14 protein-coding genes and 1 tRNA gene are annotated in these 20,300 nt (G+C 66.7%); 7 read left to right on the forward strand and 8 right to left on the reverse strand.

From position 1 onward, the window contains the following. From B133_RS0116035 to B133_RS0116055, 5 genes are all read left to right on the forward strand, one after another. Complete coding sequence (locus tag B133_RS0116035) at positions 1-1,857, forward strand: Hsp70 family protein (protein WP_018602489.1); 1,857 nt, start codon at positions 1-3, stop codon at positions 1,855-1,857. A gap of 6 nt (positions 1,858-1,863) precedes the next feature. Next, positions 1,864-4,365 (forward strand): isoniazid response ATPase/transcriptional regulator IniR, encoded by a 2,502-nt coding sequence (iniR, locus tag B133_RS0116040; protein ID WP_018602490.1) that lies wholly within the window; start codon positions 1,864-1,866, stop codon positions 4,363-4,365. A gap of 280 nt (positions 4,366-4,645) precedes the next feature. After that, positions 4,646-7,561 (forward strand): (Fe-S)-binding protein, encoded by a 2,916-nt coding sequence (locus tag B133_RS0116045; RefSeq protein WP_018602492.1) that lies wholly within the window; start codon positions 4,646-4,648, stop codon positions 7,559-7,561. Positions 7,562-7,682: 121 nt separating this feature from the next. Beyond that, a complete protein-coding gene (locus tag B133_RS0116050) occupies positions 7,683-8,957 on the forward strand; it encodes a pyridoxal phosphate-dependent aminotransferase (RefSeq protein WP_369751456.1) in 1,275 nt (424 codons plus the stop codon). A 38-nt stretch (positions 8,958-8,995) separates the two neighbouring features. Next, a complete protein-coding gene (locus tag B133_RS0116055; RefSeq protein ID WP_026256501.1) occupies positions 8,996-10,240 on the forward strand; it encodes a YibE/F family protein in 1,245 nt (414 codons plus the stop codon). A 10-nt stretch (positions 10,241-10,250) separates the two neighbouring features. On the opposite strand, the gene B133_RS0116060 is transcribed toward B133_RS0116055, so the two are convergent. The 6 genes from B133_RS0116060 to dcd all read right to left on the reverse strand — a co-directional run bounded on the left by B133_RS0116060 (position 10,251) and on the right by dcd (position 16,703). Further along, positions 10,251-10,616: a nuclear transport factor 2 family protein gene (locus B133_RS0116060; protein ID WP_018602495.1), complete on the reverse strand. Its 366-nt coding sequence runs from the start codon at positions 10,614-10,616 to the stop codon at positions 10,251-10,253. Positions 10,617-10,634: 18 nt separating this feature from the next. Next, the gene (locus B133_RS0116065; protein WP_018602496.1) at positions 10,635-11,387 is read right to left on the reverse strand and encodes a maleylpyruvate isomerase family mycothiol-dependent enzyme; all 753 of its coding nucleotides are present in this window, start codon (positions 11,385-11,387) and stop codon (positions 10,635-10,637) included. A gap of 1 nt (position 11,388) precedes the next feature. Then, on the reverse strand, positions 11,389-12,714 hold the full coding sequence (locus B133_RS0116070) for a cytochrome P450 (RefSeq protein ID WP_018602497.1): 1,326 nt from the start codon (positions 12,712-12,714) through the stop codon (positions 11,389-11,391). Positions 12,715-12,752: 38 nt separating this feature from the next. Continuing rightward, entirely contained in the window at positions 12,753-14,111 is a 1,359-nt protein-coding gene (locus B133_RS0116075; RefSeq protein ID WP_018602499.1) for a UDP-glucose/GDP-mannose dehydrogenase family protein, read from the reverse strand. Between the two features lie 83 nt (positions 14,112-14,194). Continuing rightward, on the reverse strand, positions 14,195-15,808 hold the full coding sequence (locus B133_RS0116080) for a hypothetical protein (protein WP_026256502.1): 1,614 nt from the start codon (positions 15,806-15,808) through the stop codon (positions 14,195-14,197). Between the two features lie 325 nt (positions 15,809-16,133). Continuing rightward, positions 16,134-16,703: a dCTP deaminase gene (gene dcd / locus B133_RS0116085; protein WP_018602502.1), complete on the reverse strand. Its 570-nt coding sequence runs from the start codon at positions 16,701-16,703 to the stop codon at positions 16,134-16,136. Between the two features lie 47 nt (positions 16,704-16,750). Here dcd and B133_RS0116090 point away from each other — a divergent pair. Further along, positions 16,751-16,821, forward strand: a tRNA-Gly gene (locus tag B133_RS0116090). Positions 16,822-16,936: 115 nt separating this feature from the next. Further along, positions 16,937-17,068, forward strand: a complete 132-nt coding sequence (locus tag B133_RS25200) for a hypothetical protein (protein WP_255349246.1) — start codon at positions 16,937-16,939, stop codon at positions 17,066-17,068. Positions 17,069-17,192: 124 nt separating this feature from the next. Here the strand turns inward: B133_RS25200 and B133_RS22905 are convergent, their stop codons facing one another. After that, positions 17,193-19,007 carry a hypothetical protein gene (locus B133_RS22905; RefSeq protein ID WP_018602504.1) on the reverse strand — a complete coding sequence of 605 codons (1,815 nt, stop codon included), beginning with the start codon at positions 19,005-19,007 and terminating at the stop codon, positions 17,193-17,195. Positions 19,008-19,385: 378 nt separating this feature from the next. After that, positions 19,386-19,964, reverse strand: coding sequence for a MarR family winged helix-turn-helix transcriptional regulator (locus tag B133_RS24475; protein ID WP_157625905.1), 579 nt, complete (start codon positions 19,962-19,964; stop codon positions 19,386-19,388). Between the last annotated feature and the right edge of the window lie 336 nt (positions 19,965-20,300).

The following is a 20,300-nucleotide window of genomic DNA, read 5'->3' on the forward strand; positions in this document are numbered from 1 at the left end:
ATGACCGACGCACTGGGGTTGTCGATCGGGACAACCAATCTGGTGGCCGCCCGCGTGGGCCGTCCGCCGGTGCTACGCCGCTCGATTCTCACCCTGTTCGCCGACCGCGCCCCCGAGGTCGGCGAATACGCCGGCCAGGGCCTGCCACTGACCGGCTTCGTCGAGCGGACCGGTGATCCGGTGCCGATCGTGGCCGCCGACGGTTCACAGCATCGCGGCGAGCTTGCCCTGGCTGAAGCCCTGGATGTGATCGCCCGTGCGGCCGGTGGAGGTTCACCGGTCACCGTGGCGGTCCCGGCGTACTGGGGCCCGGCTGCCGTCGGCGCGCTGCGCGGCGCTTTGCGTGGGAAGCCCGCTTTGGCACCCGCTGGTGTTCCAGCGGAGCTGGTCCCGGATTCCGTGGCCGCGCTGGCGGCGTTACGCGCCAACCCCGGCTTGCCCGGCGAAGGTGTCGTGGTGCTGTGCGATCTCGGTGGCAGCGGCACCAGCCTGACGCTGGCCGACGCCGGCGCGGGCCTGGCCACCATCGGCCAGACCGTGCGCTATCCGGACTTCTCGGGCGATCAGGTGGATCAGGCCCTGCTCAACCACGTTCTCAACGGTGTCGCGGCGGCCGGCAATGCCGATCCTGCCGGGACGGCGGCAGTCGGATCGCTGGCCCGGCTCCGCTCCGAATGCCGTCAGGCCAAGGAACGGTTGTCCGCCGACACTGTCGCCGTCATCCCGACCGAGCTGCCCGGGTTCAGCTCGGATGTCCGGGTGACCCGCTCCGAGCTTGAGCAGCTCATCGCCGAGCCACTGGCAGGCCTGCTCAATACCATCCAAGATATGTTGCAGCGCAACAACATTGCACTATCCAGCGTGGCAGCGGTGGCGACGGTCGGCGGCACCGCTGCCATACCGCTGGTGACTCAGCGCCTGTCGGAGCAACTGCGCGTGCCCGTGGTCACCACGCCACAGCCGCAGCTCGCAGCCGCTGTCGGCGCCGCCCTGCTCGCCGACACCATCGCCGATGCGGGCGCTGCCACCGGCATGGCCCCCGGGATCGTCGCACCCGACGCGCCGACCGGCCTGGCGCCCGGGATCAACCCCGCAGACGCCCCGACCGGTATGGCTCCCGGCGCGTGGGCTGCCGGCGAATCCGTTTCCGACGGTGCCGCATCCGCGACATTTCGCTCGCTCGCGTGGTCGCAGGACGACGACGCTCCCGGCAACGAACCGGTGCCCTACGCCGGGGGCGAATACAACCACACCTACGAGAGCGGCGCGGCGGGTCCGACGTCAGCCCGCCCACAGATGGCGTTCGCCCACGAAGAGTCGTTCGACGCCGAGCCAGGGCCGCTGCCCTGGTACAAGCGGCCGGTGATTCTGTTCGGGGCCGCCGCGGCCGCGGTCCTGCTGGCAGCAGGAGGTCTCGCGGTGACACTGACCGGCACCAGCAGCGATTCGACGCCGGTGACCGAGACCAGCACGACAGTCTCGATGCTGCCACCGGTCACGACGGTCACCGCCGGCCCGGACGGTCAAGACACCACCACCGTCATCACCCCGACAACCGTGATCACGCAGACGCATACGTATACGCCGACGGACACCCCCACATCGGACACCACGACGAGCGATCAGCCGACCACCACAGAACCGACCACAACCACGACGACGAGCACCACCACAACCACCACGACGACGACCAGCCCGACCACCACCGCGACAACTGCAACGACCACGTCGGCGCCACCGACCACCACTGAAACGCCGACCACCACTCACAGCCGCCCAACCTGGACTTTCCCGACAAGGCCGACCGTCCCGGCACCGGGAGGAGACGGCGGCGGCGCGGGCGACGGCGGCGCTTAGCCAGTCATGTCCCTCCCGGCGCCGGACACCGGCATGGACCTGCCGCCGGCTGCCCGCGACGCCGTAGCGGCAGTGGTCTCCGCGCCGACCCGACCGGCAAAGCTGTTGGTAACCGGTGGGATCGGGACAGGTAAGACCTCGGTGCTCACCGCGGTGCGCAGCGCACTACGTGACGCCGGCCGGCTGGTACTGACCCGGCCGCCCCGCCCCGGCGATGCTGTCGACGCCGCATACGTGGTCGACGATGCGCAGCTGCTCGGCGACGAGGAACTCGCCGAGTTCTCCGAGCACATCACCGATCCAGCGGCGACGGTGGTCGTGGCGACCGCACCGCTGGTGCACCGGCCGGCACTGCGCGCCCTGGCCACCGCACTGCAGCGGGAAAGTCCGGCGGTGTTCCTGGGCTCGCTCCCGGTCGCCGAGGTCAATCGCATCCTCACCAACGCGCTCGGCGTGCCCGCGTCGGCCGAAACCGTCAGATCGGTCCTGACTGCGACGGCCGGTCTGCCGTTTCTGGTGACCACGGCCGCGCAGTCGACGATCCCGCCGGATCAGTCTGCGCAGTTCACCCTGATAGACCGGTTATGCCGCATCGACGAACACACCCGCGACACCCTGCTCATCACGTCGTTGAGTCAGGGGCTTGGCCCCGATGATGTGGCCGCGGCGTTGCACTGCAGCGGCGAAGAGGCCGTGGACCTGGTCGACCGGGCCCGCGCGAGTGGCCTGGTTGAGCCGTCGTATGACCGCCGGTTCGTGCGGCTGGTGCACGAGTGCCTGGCCCAGATCGCCGGCGCCGCACGTCATCACGAGATCGAGACGTCCCTGCTGAACTCGCAACTGGAGATGTCGACGCTGTCTGCCGATCTTGCCGTGCAACTGGCCGAGCACGGTTTGCGCGACGACCGGTTGGCCGATGCGCTGATCGAGCGCGCGGTCCGCGTGCACGGCCGCCCAGCTCGCGCGGCGGCGCTGTACCGGGCTGCCGCAAAGGCCGGATCCATCTCCGGCAACACCCGGCTCGCGGACGCACTGGCGCTTACGGGTGACTGTTCCACGGCTGGCCGGATGGCCGATGAACTGCTGGAGTCCGACGACGCCCCGCAGCGCGCCGCAGCCGTTCGGATCGCCGCCAGCATCGCCGCCCACGACGGCAACGCCGCCGCGGCGGCCGACCTGTTTCGATGGCTGGGACCGTATCCGGATGCCGCGGTGAGCGCGGCTGGTGTCATCGTCGGGGTCGCCGCGGGTGATCTCACCGCAGCGCGCGAAGCACTGATCATCGAGCGCACCGGCCCGCCCACCGCCGCAGCCCGCGCAGCCCACAGCCTGGCAGATGGGGTGTTGTCGTCGCTGGATCAGCCGTTTCCGGCCACGGTCGCCCGGCTCGGACAGGCCCTCGCGAGCGAACACCACGCCGGTGCCGTCGCTCCGGACACCCCGTCGGCGCTGGTCACACTGGTAGCTCTGCACGGCGGCGATCCCGTGCGGGCCCGCAGCGTGATCGGCCGGGCAGTCCGCACGGAGGGCACCGACGAAGTGTCCTTCACGGTCCATCGGCATCGGCTGCTGCAGGGCTGGGTGCGGATGCAGGACGGCCAGCTCGGGGCGGCCACCGCCGATGCGGCCGCCGCAGACCACGGGCTGCACCGACGGGATGCCCTGTGGGCCGCCGCGCTGCGCACCGCCGTCGCGCGCCGCGCCGGGGACAGCGGCGCCGTCCAACAGCACTGGTATGCAGCCATGGAGGTGCTGGCCGAGTACTCCGTCGACCTGTTCTCCCTGCTCCCGCTCGGCGAACTGTGGGTGGCCGGCGCCAGGATGCGTCAGGTCGACCGAATGCAGCACGCCCTCTCACAAGCCTTCGACCTGCTGGAATCGTTGGGCAATCCGGTGCTGTGGTCAGTACCGCTGCACTGGGCCGGCGTGCACGCCGGGATCCTGGCCGGCTCTCCGGCCGCGGTGGCCCCGCATGGGCAGGCGCTGACCGCGGCGGCCGGCCAGAGCACGTTCGCCCGGGCCCTGGCTCATGCGGGCCGCACCTGGCTTCGTGTGCTGGCCAACCAGGTCGACACCGACGAGGTCACCGTGGCCGCACGCGCATTGGCGCAATATGGCCTGACCTGGGACGGCACCCGGCTGGCGAGCCAGGCCGCGCTGCACACACCCGACGCCCGGGTATCGCAAGCGATGCTGCAGCTGGCCCGCGATCTCAAACAGGGCAGCGCGGTCGATGAGACACCACTACCGGAATTGGCGGCCGCCACGAGCGCTGCGTCGCCGGCGGCCCAGCGCGGGCCGAGCGCTGCCGCGCGGTTATCCGATCGGGAACGCGAAGTCGCCGAGTTGCTCCTGCTCGGCATGCCGTACCGCGACATCGGCAGTCAATTGTTCATTTCGGCAAAGACCGTCGAGCATCACGTGGCACGGATCCGGCGGCGACTCGGCGCCGAATCACGCTCGGAGATGCTGTCGATGTTGCGAGCAATGCTGGCCGTGCAGAACTGACAACTCCGGCCGATATCTCAAAACACAGCCGATATTCGGTCCCAGCGAGGAAAAATCACGACGGATATCACGGCACCTGTGACGAGCGTCGCAGTCGGCTACCAGGGAATCACAAGTATTTCCACAGCCGGAACCCAAGAGGTCGCGAAAGGGAGTTAGGACAGCCTTGGTAGCGGTGATTCCGTAATAGATGTCACTATAAGCAGGCACTGAGCTTAAGTTACCGGTCGGTAACATGGATTAGTTACCGACCAGTAACCATGGACCTGGGAGGCACCCGTTGGAAAACAGCCTGGAGCACATACTCACGACGGGCCGGTTGATCGTTGGATTGGTGGCGACTGCCATCGTCTTGGTATTTGCTGTCAAGCGCATCATGTGGCTGACCAAGCTGATCAGCTCCGGGCAGAAGGTCGGTGACGAACGCGGCCGCAAGGACCATCTGGTTCAGCGCTTCCTGAACCAGAACAAGGAAGTCTTCGCCCAGTCGAAGCTCCTGAAATGGTCGATCCCCGGCATCGCGCACTTCTTCACGATGTGGGGCTTCTTCGTCCTCGCTACGGTGTACCTCGAGGCCTTCGGGGTGCTGGTCGACCCCGAGTTCCACATCCCGATCATCGGCCGCTGGCCCGTGCTGGGCTTCCTGCAGGACTTCTTCGCCGTCGCAGTGCTGGCCGGCATCATCGTCTTCGCGATCATCCGTATCAACAAGAACCCCGAGAAGGTGGGTCGCGGATCCCGGTTCTACGGCTCGCACAACGGCGGCGCCTGGACCATCCTGTACATGATCTTCCTGGTCATCCTGACCTATGCGGTGTTCCGAGGCGCCGCGGTGAACGTGCTCAACTACGAGGGGCGCGCCGCCTTCCCGTATCAGTCCGGTGCGTTCTTCTCCGACGCGATGGCTGCTCTGCTGGCCCCGCTGGGACACACCGCCAACGTGTGGCTGGAGACCCTGGCACTGATGGCCCACATCGGCGTCATGCTGGCCTTCCTGCTGATCGTGCTGCACTCCAAGCACCTGCACATCGGCCTGGCCCCCATCAACGTCACGTTCAAGCGCCTGCCCAACGGCCTCGGCCCGCTGCTGCCGATGGAGTACAAGGGCGAGAAGATCGACTTCGACGATCCCGCCGAGGACGCGGTGTTCGGCAAGGGCCGCATCGAGGACTTCACCTGGAAGGGCAACCTCGACATGGCGACCTGCACCGAGTGCGGTCGGTGCCAGTCGCAGTGCCCGGCCTGGAACACCGGCAAGCCGCTGTCGCCCAAGCTCCTGATCATGAACCTGCGCGATCACCTGTTCGCCAAGGCCCCGTACATCATCGAGGGCAAGCCGATGCCCGAGGAAGGCTCGGTCGACTTCGCCACGCTGGACCACAGCGCGCTTCGGCACGGTGTGCCCGAGGACGGCTTCGAACGTGTCATGGGATCCGGTCCCGAGCAGGCGCTGCGCCCGTTGGTCGGCACCCTTGAGCAGGGCGGTGTGATCGACCCCGACGTGCTGTGGTCCTGCACCAACTGCGGCGCCTGCGTCGAGCAGTGCCCGGTGGATATCGAGCACATCGACCACATCGTCGACATGCGCCGCTACCAGGTCATGGTCGAGTCGGAGTTCCCCGGTGAGCTCGGCGTGCTGTTCAAGAACCTGGAGAACAAGGGCAACCCCTGGGGCCAGAACGCCAAGGACCGCACCAACTGGATCGACGAACTCGATTTCGACGTCCCGGTCTACGGTCAGGACGTCGACAGCTTCGACGGATTCGAGTACCTGTTCTGGGTCGGCTGCGCCGGCGCTTATGAGGACCGCGCGAAGAAGACCACCAAGGCCGTCGCCGAGCTGCTCGCCGCCGCGGGCGTCAAGTTCGTGGTGCTGGGCACCGGCGAGACCTGTACCGGTGACTCCGCCCGACGGGCCGGCAATGAGTTCCTGTTCCAACAGCTGGCCGGGCAGAACGTGGAGACCATCAACGAGCTGTTCGAGGGTGTCGAGACGGTCGACCGCAAGATCGTGGTGACCTGTCCGCACTGCTTCAACACAATCGGCCGCGAGTACCCGCAGCTCGGCGCCAACTACACCGTGCTGCATCACACGCAGCTGCTCAACCGCCTGGTCCGGGACAGGAAGCTGGTTCCGGTGTCGCCGGTGGGTCAGGACGTCACCTACCACGATCCGTGCTTCCTGGGCCGGCACAACAAGGAGTACGCCGCGCCTCGTGAGCTGATCGGAGCGGCCGGGGCCAAACTCACCGAGATGCCGCGTCACGCCGACCGTGGCCTGTGCTGTGGTGCCGGTGGTGCGCGGATGTGGATGGAAGAGCACATCGGCAAGCGCGTCAACCAGGAGCGCACCGAGGAGGCACTCGACACAGGCGCCTCTGCGATCGCCACCGGATGCCCGTTCTGCCGCGTGATGCTCACCGACGGTGTCGATGAGGTAGCCGCCAACGCCGATCTGCCGAAGGCCGAGGTGCTCGACGTGGCCCAGCTGTTGCTGGCCTCGCTCGACAAGTCCGTCATCACCCTGCCCGAGAAGGGCACGGCGGCCAAGGAATCCGAGGCACGCGCGGCTGTTCGCGCCGAGGCCGAGGCCAAGGCAGAAGCTGCTGCGGCCGCGGCAGCACCGGTCGTCGAGGAAGTCGCAGTCGCCGCGGCACCTGCTGCGGCCACCGCCGCGGAAGTCAAGCCCGTGACCGGCTTGGGCATGGGGGGCGCTGCCAAGCGTCCCGGCGCCAAGAAGGCCGCGCCTGCCGCGCAGGCATCGGCGGCACCGGCTGCCGCTGCCCCCGTTAAGGGTCTGGGCCTGGCCGGAGGCGCCAAGCGTCCGGGAGCCAAGAAGACCGCTGCTCCGGCGGCACCGGCAGCGCCCGCCGCTCCGGTGAAGGGTCTGGGCTTGGCTACGGGCGCCAAGCGTCCGGGAGCCAAGAAGACTGCTGCTCCGGCAGCCGCCGCTCCGGCACCTGTGGCCGCGGCACCGGCGGAGCCCGCCAAACCGGAACCGCCCGTGGTGGGTCTGGGCATCGCCACAGGCGCACGCCGTCCCGGCGCCAAGAAGGCCGCGCCGAGCAACAACAACGCCGCTCCTGCTGCCCCGGCACCTGTGGCTGTAGCCGCGCCGGCGGAGCCGGCCAAGCCCGAACCGCCCGTGGTGGGGCTGGGCATCAAGCCGGGTACACGGCGCCCCGGTAAGCGCTAGATCGACACCGCCGATGGCCAGTTATGGCACATGTTCACCCTGAACTGTGTGCCTTGACTGGCCATCGGCGTTTCTGTCGCCTGTACCGCAAATTGCAAAACAATTGGACGACGGTGAGACCATGGTGGACGTGACTACCCATCAGCTGCCGTGGCAAGGTACCGGGCACCACCCGAAGCCACGTGTATTCGCCCAATCGACGAAGCTGCAGGATGTCCTGTACGAGATTCGCGGGCCGGTACACCAGCACGCCTCGCGGCTGGAAGCTGAAGGCCATCGCATCCTCAAGCTGAACATCGGCAATCCGGCGCCGTTCGGCTTCGAGGCTCCCGATGTGATCATGCGCGACGTGATCCAGGCGCTGCCGCATGCGCAGGGCTACTCCGACTCCAAGGGCATTCTCAGCGCCCGCCGTGCGGTGTTCACCCGTTACGAGCTGGTCGAGGGATTCCCCCGGTTCGACGTGGACGACGTGTATCTCGGCAATGGTGTGTCCGAGTTGATCACCATGACGCTGCAGGCGCTGCTGGACAACGGTGATCAGGTGCTGATTCCGACGCCGGACTATCCACTGTGGACCGCGTCGACCTCGCTGGCCGGTGGAACCCCGGTGCACTATCTGTGCGACGAGACGCAGGACTGGAACCCCGACATCGCCGATCTGGAGTCCAAGATCACCGAGCGCACCAAGGCGATCGTCGTGATCAACCCGAACAACCCGACGGGCGCGGTGTACAGCCGCGAAACCCTCACCCAGATCGCGGACCTGGCGCGCAAGCATCAGCTGATGCTGCTGGCCGACGAGATCTACGACAAGATCCTCTACGACGGCGCCAAACACATCTCGATGGCGTCGGTGGCGCCGGACGTGCTGTGTCTGACTTTTAACGGGCTGTCCAAGGCCTACCGCGTTGCGGGCTACCGATCGGGCTGGTTAGTTATCACCGGACCCAAGGAACACGCGAGCAGCTTCATCGAGGGCATCAGCCTGCTGGCCAACATGCGGTTGTGTCCGAATGTGCCTGCGCAGCATGCCATTCAGGTAGCCCTCGGCGGCTATCAGAGCATCGATGATCTGGTTCTGCCCGGCGGGCGGCTGCTGGAACAGCGCGACACTGCGTGGACCAAGCTCAACGAAATCCCCGGCGTGTCCTGTGTGAAGCCCTCGGGTGCGCTCTATGCATTCCCGCGGCTGGATCCCGAGGTCCACGACATCCAGGACGACGAGCAGCTCGTGCTCGACCTGTTGTTGCAGGAGAAGATCTTGCTCACCCAGGGCACTGGGTTCAATTGGCCCACACCGGATCACCTGCGCATCGTCACCCTGCCATGGTCACGTGATCTGTCCGCGGCGATCGAGCGGCTGGGCAACTTCCTGGCCAGCTACCGGCAGTAGTCGCGGCGCAGTACCCGAACAGCTCGACGCTCTACCCTGTGCGAGTGGCGCATTCGCATTCCCACTCACACTCACACTCACTGAGCGGCGGTCCTGCCCCGTTCGGCCCGCTGGCCGCCAAGATCGTCGTCGGCATGCTGGTCGCCATCGGTATCGCGGTACTGGCCGGATTGGTCCTGCTGTGGCCGAGCCAGCAGAAAGTCGCCATCCCACTGCCATTCCAGAACTCCGCGGGCGGCGCGGTCACCACCGAGGCCGGGCACGTGTTGTCCGGCCGTATGGCCGACTGCGGCAGTCCGTCGACCGGCGCGGTGCTCACCGCCAATCCAATGCCGGCCCCGCCCGGCGGTGGCCAATGCGTGCAGAACCTGGTCTCGATCGACTCGGGACCCAACAAAGGCGCGAATACTCTGCTGGAGTTCACCAACGGCCCCGGACAACCCCATCTGGCTCCCGGGGACAACGTCCGGTTGAGCCGACAGGTCGACGATGCGGGAACGACGACGTACGCGTTCTTCGACTTCGAACGCACCTGGCCGCTGGCTGCGCTGGCGGCGACGTTCGCGGTGGTCATCGTGGCAGTGGCGCGCTGGCGCGGGCTGCGCGCCCTGATCGGTATCGCGGTTGCGTTCGTGGTGCTGGTGGTGTTCCTGCTGCCTGCGCTGCGCGACGGTGCCGCGGCCGTCCCCGTATCGCTGGTCGCCTCGGCGGCGATCCTCTACGCCGTCATCTACCTGGCCCACGGGGTGAGCCTGCGGACCAGTGCCGCCCTGCTCGGTACGCTCGCCGCACTGCTGCTCGCCGCGTTGTTGTCCTGGGGGGCAATCGAAATGGCTCATCTGACGGGTCTGTCCGAGGATCAGAACAATGAGGTTGCGGCGTATCTGGGCAATGTGTCGATCACGGGCCTGCTCTTGGCCGGATTCATCATTGGTTCACTCGGTGTGCTCAACGATGTGACGGTGACGCAGGCGTCGACGGTGTTCGAACTGGCTGAGCACGGCGGCACTCGGCGGTCGGTCTTCGTCGGGGCCATGCGAGTGGGTCGCGATCACATCGCCAGCACCGTCTACACCCTCGTGCTGGCCTACGCCGGCAGCGCCCTGCCACTGCTACTGCTGTTCAGCGTCGCCAACCGCTCCCTGGGCGATGTGCTGACGGGTGAGAGCGTGGCCATCGAGATCACGCGGTCCGCGGTCGGCGGTATCGCACTGGCCCTGTCGGTTCCGTTGACGACGGGTATCGCGGCAGTGCTGGCCACGCCCGAGCACTCACACCACTAGCGTTGCCGCCTCAAACAAGATCACTCTCGGTCAGGTCCGTCGCCGCCAGCGCCGCGGCCAGGTCAGGGTGATGAAAAACCGAGGTGACGTGGTCATGGACAACCCGGAACGCCGAAGCCGAAGTGCTGGCGTCGCCGTCGGAGTCCAGGATGGTCTGCTCGACGACCACCACTCCGTCGTGCACGAACATCTGGCCGGCCGTCACGGTCTCGCCCAGCTCTCGCGCCCATTGCCGCAGGGCGGCGCGGCCCTGTGCCGCGCCACGGGAGTCACCGAATTCGATGTCATCGCTGCACAGCTGGTCCAGGGTCCCGAAGTCCTGCGCGTTGAGCGCATCGTGCCAGGCCAGAACCGTCGCGATCTCGGATGTGGTCATGAACGAAACGTACGCTACTCAGAACGGGGTGTGCTCGAGCCACCGGTCCCACACGCCGATGTCGCCGAACGTCTCCAGCCCGAGATCGGCCGCCGTGGCCCGCCGCGTGACCGCGAGCAACAGATTCGTGGCGCTGCCGCGCACCCCGACGCTGCCTTTGCCGTGGTCGTGCGACCACCAGATCTCGCCGTCGTCGTTACGCACCATCCATTCACCGGTCGGACCCAGGCCGGCATCGGTGGCGTGCAGATGCACGGTACGCCCGGGCTCCAGAGGCGTCTGGTGCGCTACGGTCGCCTCCACGCACGTCCGGTCGAGCCATTCGCTGACCGCGTCGGCGGCGAGTTCGGGCGCCAAGTCGAAATCGGCCCCGAGAGCCAGCGCGGCGTCGGCGCGGTGAACGGCGACCTCATGCACGCGACGGCGGATCCACCAGCCCACGGGCTTGGGTCCCATGAAGGTCCACACGCGGGCGCTGTTGCCAACGTGGTCCGCGGCATCGAGGACCAGCTCGGCACCGTCGTTGAGCCAGGCGATCGCCGCATCGGTGTCATCGGGCGGGCGACCGTCGCGTACCTCGCGCGGGTCCAGTGCCCGCGTCCTTCGCTCTGCGATTATCTGTGCTGCCCAACGGTTTCCGCGGCCCACGTGGCGGAAGAGCTGTTTGAGCGTCCAGTCCGGACAGGTCGGAATGCGCGTCTCGGGATCGCCGGTCGCGATCAACTCTCCGAAGGCTCGAGTCTGATCGAGCAGAGCAGCTCGGAAGTCCACATTACGAATTTACCGCCGCACGCGCGGTGCCGAGCGTGATCGGTAGAGTCGACCAACCGCGCAAAACGCGCGTGTCGCGCCGTACGCCACCGCCTGCCAGCCGGGCGTCGGGATACCGGTCGAAGAACGCGCGCAGGCCGACCTCTCCCTCGGCGCGGGCCAGCGCCGCACCCAGGCAGAAATGCCGGCCACCGGAGAACGACAGGTGCCGGCCGGCGTTCTCGCGTTCGATGTCGAACCGGTGCGGGTCGGCGAACACCCGCGGGTCGCGGTTGGCTCCGGCCAGATGGATGATGATCAGCTCGCCGGCTTGCACGGCGGTGCCGGCGACGTCGGTGTCGCGGGCCGCCATTCGCGCGCTCATCTGCACCGGCGCATCGAGGCGCAGGATCTCTTCGACTGTGTTGGGCCATAATTCGGGCTGTGCGGCCAGCGTCTCCAGGTGCTCGGGGTGGTCCAGCAACATCCGGATGCCGTTGCCCAGCAGGTTGACCGTGGTCTCGAAACCGGCCGCCAGCACCAGCCCGGCGAGGGCCTTCAACTCATGCTCGGTGAGCGGTTCGCCGGCCGCCCCACCGTCGGACGCGGAGATGATCTGGCTCATCAGATCCTCGCCCGGGTTGCTCCGCAGGTACCGCAGATGGCCGGTCAACCAGCGGTCGAACCCTGCGATGCCCTCGTTGACCCGCTGGCACTGCGGCCACGACAAACCGATGTCGAGGCTGGGCGCGGCGAGTTCACCGAAGTGCAGGATGTTGGGTCGGTCGGACTCGGGCACGCCGAGGATGTCGCCGATCACCGCGACGGGCAGTTTGGCACAGTAGCGGTCGACCACGTCTATGGAGCCGGTGAGGTCTTTTGTCGTCTCAAGTCCGTCAAGCAGCTCGACAGCGGTTTCTTCGACGCGTTCCCGCAACCGGGCCACCGCGCGGGTGGTGAACACCGAGGACACCAGTTTGCGCATCCGGGTGTGGTCCGGCGGTTCGATCGATAGGAGCGACGGGGGCTCGATCGGGTGCAGCAGGCCCGTGTTCGTCTTGTCGACGATCCACCGCAGTGGTTTCGGCAGGCCGCCGCCCAGCTTGTTGACCCGGAAATCGTCGGACCGGAGCAGCTCGTAGCCGACGGTGTGATCGAAGGTCAGAAGCACTGCCCGGCAACGGATCACCGGGCCGCGGTCGCGCAGCTCGTCGGCGAAGGATGCCGGGTCCGCACGTACCTGTGGGTCGACAATCAGCCTGGCCTGTGGGTCTCCCTGACGCATTCCGACCGCGGACAGGCCGCGAATGACGCCGTGCAGAGCGAGCCAACGGATCCGTTCCCGCATGATCCGAGGTTACGACTGCGGGAATTGTTCGACAACTGTCAAACAGCCGCCGCCGCGCGCCCCAATGCATACATGCCCCATCCGGCCTGTCGCCACCGCTGCACGTTCAGGCAATTGCGGCCGTCGACAACGACTTTCGCGCGCACCGTATCGGCCAACGAGTCGGGATCCAGGTCCAGGAACTCCTGCCATTCGGTCAGCACCAGCACCGCGTCGGCCCGCTCGCACGCCTCGACGACAGACGTCGAGTAGTTCAGCGTCGGAAAGACCCGCTGTGAGTTCTCCATTGCCTTCGGGTCGTATACGTTCACCGTGGCCCCGTTGAGCTGCAGCATGCCCGCCACGTTGAGCGCGGGCGAGTCACGCACGTCGTCGGATTCGGGCTTGAACGCCGCACCCAGCACCGCGATGTTAGCGCCCAGCAGAGATCCCCCGCACGCCCGGGCAGTCAGTTCCACCATCGCGGTGCGGCGCCGCATGTTGATGCTGTCGACTTCGCGCAGGAAGGTCAGCGCATGGTTGGCGCCGAGCTCACCGGCGCGGGCCATGAATGCACGAATGTCCTTGGGCAGGCAGCCTCCACCAAAGCCAAGGCCTGCGTTGAGGAAGCGCCGCCCGATGCGCGGGTCGTGGCCGAGCGCGTCAGCCAGGAGCGTGACGTCGGCGCCGACAGCCTCACACACCTCGGAGATCGCGTTGATGAACGAGATCTTGGTGGCCAGAAACGCATTGGCAGACACCTTGACCAGCTCGGCGGTCTGCAGGTCGGTCACCAGGAACGGCACGCCGTCCTGAAGCAACGGCGCGTACAGCTCCCGTACCGCAGCCTCGGCGCGTGATTCTTTTGCCCTCCTCGGGTGCGGGCCGGAATCAGGTTGCACGCCAACGACAATGCGGTCGGGGTGCAGCGTGTCGTGCACGGCGAAGCCCTCGCGCAGGAACTCGGGATTCCAGGCCACCTCGACGTCGACGCCGTCAGGAGCGAGGCCGATGGCCCGCTTGGACAGGTCCGCGGCGGTGCCCACCGGAACGGTCGACTTGCCGATGATCACCGCCGGGCGACGCAACCGCGGCACCAGGCCGTCGATGACGGCGTGCACATGGCGCAGGTCGGCGCCGTAGTCGCCCTTCTTCTGCGGTGTGCCCACCCCGAGGAAATGCACGTCGGCGAAGTCGGCGGCTTCCTCGTAGTCGGTGGTGAACCGGAGCCGGCCCGCGGACAGGTTGTCGTTCAACACCTTCCGCAATCCCGGCTCATAGAACGGGATATCGCCGGAGGCGAGCTTGGCCACCTTGCCCGGGTCGATGTCCACCCCGATGACCTCGTGGCCGAGCTCTGCCATCCCGGCGGCGTGCGTGGCTCCGAGATAACCGGTTCCGAATACGGTGCATCGCATACTGCCTGAATAGGCCGTGCGAGTGAGCGCGCCGCTACGTCACATCAAGCGGCAAACCAACGTCAGGTAACGGTTGGTAGCGGTCAGTGGCCGCCGAACGGCCACGGCCAGATCGAATCACCGCCGCGACCGCCGCCATCGCCGCCGCGACCGCCCGAACCCCCTGGGTTCCAGGTGTTGTCACCACCACGGCGACCGTCGGAACCGGAACCGGGGCCCCAGTCTCCGGAGCCGTCTGATCCTGAGCCGGGATACGGATACTGCGAACCCGGGCTCTGCCGCGACGGCGGCTGCCAGGGGTAATCGGGCTCATCGGCCGACTGACGCTGCCGGGGCGGCTGCCACGGGGAACGCCGTGGCTGCTCGATCACCGGCGGACTCAGGATCGGCGGGAGCATCACCACCGGCGGCTGGATGTAGCCCGGCGGGTTGTAGATCGGTGCGGGGGCCGGCAGAACAGGGGCGGGCGCCACGGGCACCGGTGCCGGCGGAGGAGCCTCGGGCACGGGAGCTGCCGGAGGCGGGGCTTGCGGGGCGGCCGCGGGCTGCTGATCGACGACGACCGTACGCGGCTGCGGGGCCTCCTGCACCACCGGGATCGGAGCCTTGATGGTTTCCGGCGGCGGTGCGGGCGGAGGCGCCTGCGGAGCGGGCTGCGCTTCGGGCACCGGTACCGGCGCGGGCGCAGGCGCCGCGGGCTTGACCGGAGCCGCCGGGATCACCGCGCCCTCAGCGGGTGCGGGCCGTTGGTCTACGGTCGGCCGGATGCTGACCGCCAGCGAAATGACCAGTGCGACGACACCAATGACGAATACCGAGGTCAATGCACTGCCGACCAGCAGGAACGGTTTGCGCCCTTCCTCGACCAGCGGCTCGTCGCCAAACGCCGACTCGAAGCCGTCGAGCTCGGTGCCGACGGCGGCCATCTCGGTGGGCAGCGCGGCCAACCCGGCGTAGGCACTACCCGCAGTGGTGCCTTCGGGGTCCTGGGAATACGCCAGACCAACGGTGGACGCCTCGAACGCCGGTGCGCTCGCCGCCGCCAGTGCGGCGCCGCGGGCCAGTGCGAGTTCGGGTTCGTCCGGAGCGCTGACCGGAAGCGAAACCAGGTTCTCCAGGTGGGCCTTGACCGAGCTGACGTCGACGCCCGCACCGACCACGAACATGCCTTGCGGTGCCGAATCCTGGGCCGCGACGGCAGCCGCCATCTCAGTGAGCACCGCCATCGCGTCGCTGCTGTGCAGGCTGCGGCCCAGCACCTTGACCACAGAGCCGTCGTCGGTCTTGACCACCGACAGCGTCGCCGCGTCGCGATCGATGAACAGGAGTGCCGTGGTGCCGTAGCCGACGGCGTGACCGACGGCCTCGGCCAGTGCCGCGGCAGCGTGGCCCTCTGACACCAGCATCACGTCGTCGATCCCGTGTGCGGTCAGCGCGTCACGCAATGCAGACGCATCCGAATGGTCGGACCACGTGACACCGGTGGCCTTCAATTGGTGTCCGCCCGCGGCGGCGCTCTCCTGGGTTCCGAGCACCGCCGCGATTACTTGGTCCGCCGCGCTCAAGGTTGCCGAGCCGTCCCCGCCCGTGACGTCGAAGACGTCGTGATCGACGGTGACGCCGTCGGCTTTTTCCCCCTCGACCAGCACCATGCGGACCGTCGTAGGTGTCATCGACACACCTAGTACGATGTCCACCGAGCCCCTCCAAAGTGTTTGCTGCGTTGTGCGATTCGCCATTGTGCACACATCCCGCACGCGCCCGACCACTAGAACTTTCATCGACGCAAGCAGCTCGATCGTTACACCGGAACGCATTAGCTGATAGCGCTTGTTCTGGTCGGGCCGCGACGGCACGGTGCCCGCCGACGCCGGTTAGTTAGACCCTACTCGGTATTCCTGTAAACGGCGCCACAGATCGATGCCGCTTTCCCAGGACTTTCCCCAGACTTTCCCCGCGACCGTGCGCGTCTGCTGCTCAAACCGCCGTGTTTCAGCAGCAATATGCGCACGCTCGTGGCGCCTAGGACTTGATGAAGTTCAAGTGTGACCGCGACGGGGTCGGCCCCCGCTGGCCCTGGTACTTCGAACCGACCTTGGCGCTGCCGTACGGATGCTCAGCCGGGCTGGTGAGCCTCAGTAGACACAGCTGGCCGATCTTCATGCCGGGCCACAGCGTGATCGGCAAGTTGGCGACGTTCGACAGCTCCAGGGTGATGTGACCGGAGAAGCCCGGGTCGATGAAGCCGGCCGTCGAATGTGTCAGAAGGCCCAGCCGGCCCAGGGAGCTCTTGCCTTCCAGGCGGCCCGCCAGGTCGGCTGGCAGCGTGCACAGTTCCAAGGTGGAGCCGAGCACGAACTCCCCCGGGTGCAGCACGAACGGCTCACCGGCATCTGGTTCGACCAGGCTGGTCAGCTCGTCCTGCTGGATCGACGGGTCGATGTGGGTGTAACGGGTGTTGTTGAACACCCGGAACAAGCTGTCCAGCCGCACGTCGACGCTGGACGGCTGCACCAGCGTGTCGTCGAACGGCTCGATGGCCAGGCGTTTCGCGGCGATCTCGGCTCGGATATCGCGATCGGAGAGCAGCACCCGACGAGCGTATAGGCTGCGGATGCTAACCTTCCTAGCCACACACCGCCGATGTAGTTCAATGGCAGAACATCAGCTTCCCAAGCTGAATACGCGGGTTCGATTCCCGTCATCGGCTCTACGGTTTTTGCAGGTCAGCGGCCTATGTGACACTCCCAATCACCCACCAAGAGCGATCTTGACCGTCGTTTGACCTTAGGTCTGCGAAGCGGGGCATCCGAAACCGTTTGCTGGTGTTTACCTGCGACTACGATCCTGGCGGGCAGCGCCCACCCGACACCGCCACCGGGACCGCCACGCAGACCGTGACCTCGCATGCCCCCGAACGCGACCACCACGAGCAGCAGTCCGGAAACCATCGCTGATCCGGCGCTGCGCCTCGGCGAGATGTGTACTGCCGCAAAAGATCCGCGGGGACGGCCGAGATCCGGCCATCCCCGCGGACGGGTCCCCTCACGACGCGGGAGTGTTGCTCTGCTTCAGCAGAGTTCAGTCATCGCTGCCGGAGGAGTCGTTGCCGCGGTCGGACTTCGAAGCGCCACCGGCGGAGGGACTGCCGGCCTTGCCGTCCTTGCTGCTCGAAGCGATATTGCCGGACCGATGGCTGAAGTTGCCCCGCCGAGAGTCGTTACGACCCGCAGCGTCGCTCGACCCTGCGCCGTCACGCGAAGACGTGGTGTTGTCGCTCGATCCACTGTTGGCCGCCCCGCCGCGTTCCCGGTCGGTCCGTAGTGACTTGTCGATCGAACCGCGGGTATTCGCACCGATGCGCGCCAGGGTTCCGCGGGGGGAGTTGGTCGCCTTCGGCTTCTTGACGATCGACTTGCTTTCGCTGGAGGCGCCCTCGGCGGAAGACCCGTCAGTCGAGGGTGCCGGTGTCGATGTAGTGTCGTTGGCTTCAGCGGTCGCCGCATCTGTACCGGTCACCGCGTCGGCCTCGGCGGGCGCCGAGGTGCCGACCTTCTCATCGTCTCGAAGCGTGGTGAGCCCCCCGGCGGAAGCGGCTGCTTCAGTCGATCCGGGGGTCTGCTTGAGCCCAGGTGCCGATGCAGTGTCGCCGTCCGAGATCGGCGAGTCCACCTTGAGCGTGACGGTGTTGGTGCCGAGCGGGATGTCGGTCAACGACCCGGACGTCAACATGGTCCGCGACTCAGGGCGGGCGGTGTCCGTGGCCTGCTGTGGATCCGGTTGCGGACGAGGCCCGATCTCCAACGACTTGATGACCTCCCGGACTGCCTGGTTGAAGAAGAAGTCAAAGGTGCCACCGACTGAGGTGCTGCCGTTGGCCCGAGTGGTCAGCGGGGTGAAGATGCCCGGGAATGCCTGCGCCGGGTACGGCTGACCGGTGGTGGGATCGATTGCGCCCTCACCCGTTTCGGGGTCGATGAAGGACGGTATGTATCCGTTGAGGAAGGCGTTGGTGATCCTGGCCGGTGCGTTCACCAACCCACTGATCGCCGTTTCGTAGTCGCCGTTCTTCAGCGCCAATACGGTGGCATCGAGAATCTCCATGGTCTGGATGCTCGCGGTGATCGTCGGTGCCATCACCGCGCGGGCGGCATTGCCCAGAACTGCGCGAGACAGCAGACCCGCCCCGTATCCGGATCGCGGGTTGCCTGCCGCGTCGAGGGGATCCATCCAGGTGGTCCCCAGGATCCGGGCGATCGGGCCGAAACCGGCCTCCTCGAGGAAGTCGCCGGGAACACGGAAGGCGTCGAGAAGTTCTCCTCGACCGTCACCCAGCACGTCCACCAGTACCCAGACGTTGATCTCGCTGAATGCGTCGAGGAATTCGCCCGCCGCGACATCACCGGCCATCCGCTGCAGGATGGCCGGTAGACCGGTGATGGCGTTCTGCAAGGTCTCGCCGGCTCCGGAACCGCCGGCGGCCAGACGCTCGAGATACTCGGCATTGGTCAGTGCGCCCAACAGACGCTGCGGATCTGCGTTGGTGAACATGCCGGTGAGTTCGGCTTGGATGTCCGGGTCGCTCAGGGTGTCCGACAAGTCTGATGACGCACCCGAGATCGCTTCGCCGAGATCGCCCACATTGGTGGTCAGATTGGTGAATGTGTTCAGCCATACGGTCAAAGGATTGTCGAACGCAGAAAGCCCGATGGCGGCCTCTGATATCTGGCGGACCTCCGGCATGGTCGGCGTCACGACCACCGGCGTCATGGCCAGGGCGCCGGCCCCGACCATCGCGACACTCCCAATTGCGAACTTGGTCCGGCGAGACAGCGGTCGTGCGGGGCGGGTTTCGTAGTCGCATTCCCACGACTGGGTACGACGTAGTGCCTGCATGGCCTCTCCTTGTGCATTCAATGTGAATTTCCTGTGCAAGTCCTGGAGATTAGGTGGGAGATATCTGAGAAACAACGGGGCAACCTAACTATCGCCCTGAACAGCACTTTTATTGTCACCGTTGGGGTCTCCGCAAACCTCACCGGCGCCAGGAGGCGAGCTGAGGGCGCTTCACGGCAGCCAAAGTGGGCCCGATTCAGGCGCCGGAGGCGCTACCGATCGCTACCGATCGCTACCGATGGGCAGCGTGTTCAGGTATGCGGCGTGAGCCGCCCAGGTTCTGAGAAGCACTGCAACTGATCGCAGATCGGACCCGCCGGGCCAGATCCGACGAAAGTAATGGTGCCGCTGAGCATCGTCACGCGCGCACAAGGCACGCTATAGCGTGTTGTTCTGCGTGACAGCGTCGCGCACGGTACCGGAATGCGGCAGTACGACGGTCATTTCCAACTCTGTTTCGACGGCGCGTGAAATACGCTCCAATGGTGCCAGCGCATCCTTGAGCGCGATGATCTCCGCCACCGTGAGTTCGGTCAATATCGCGTCGAGAAGCCCGTTGACGGCCTCACGCTGCAACGTTGAGCCCGCGTCGGTGATCTCGATCCACGAAACGCGTTGGTCGGATGGGTCCCGGAAGCGTCTGACCAGGCCGAGGCGCTCGAGCCGGCTCACTGCCTGCGTTACTGTGGGTGCGGAAACTTTGCTCAATTCCGCGATGTCAGCTGTGCGTAACGGCCCCTTCTTCCGCAGGGTGTAGAGCAGCGAACACTGCGTCAGGGTCAATCCTCCCGCCGAGACCTGCTCGTGGTCCCGACGCCGGAAGGCAGAGGTCAGATGGAACAGCCACCAGTGGAGCTTCTCTGCGGCATCGGCGGGGTCGTCTGCTGTGCTAGGCGATTCGACCTCACGCCTGGCCACGGCAACCCCGGGCACGGAAAAACGCGGTCGATTCCTCATCAAGGCTCTCCCACTCGCACGACGCGGTTGCTGGCGGTACGGTCGCGGAATCAAGGGTGGTCCTCGAAAGCCGCAGTGTTCCAGGGCGAACCGCCACGGATTGCGGGTAAGAGTAGCCGGTTCCGCATCTGTGCGGGTCCCCACGTCCTGCGGTGGCCGTCTGACCCGCCGGGCAGACGCAGAGCCGTCTTTTTCGCCGGAAACTGGACAGCCTTGTGTTTGCTCGCGTTGCGAGATGACGCGCTGTCGCTGAGCTCTACGGCTGATCAGCTTCCCGATGTCGCGATCGCGGTCATGAGGTGGGGCGTTGCGGCCCACACGAACCGATCGGCCAGA

This window comes from Mycobacterium sp. 155, from assembly GCF_000373905.1.
Taxonomy (GTDB): domain Bacteria; phylum Actinomycetota; class Actinomycetes; order Mycobacteriales; family Mycobacteriaceae; genus Mycobacterium.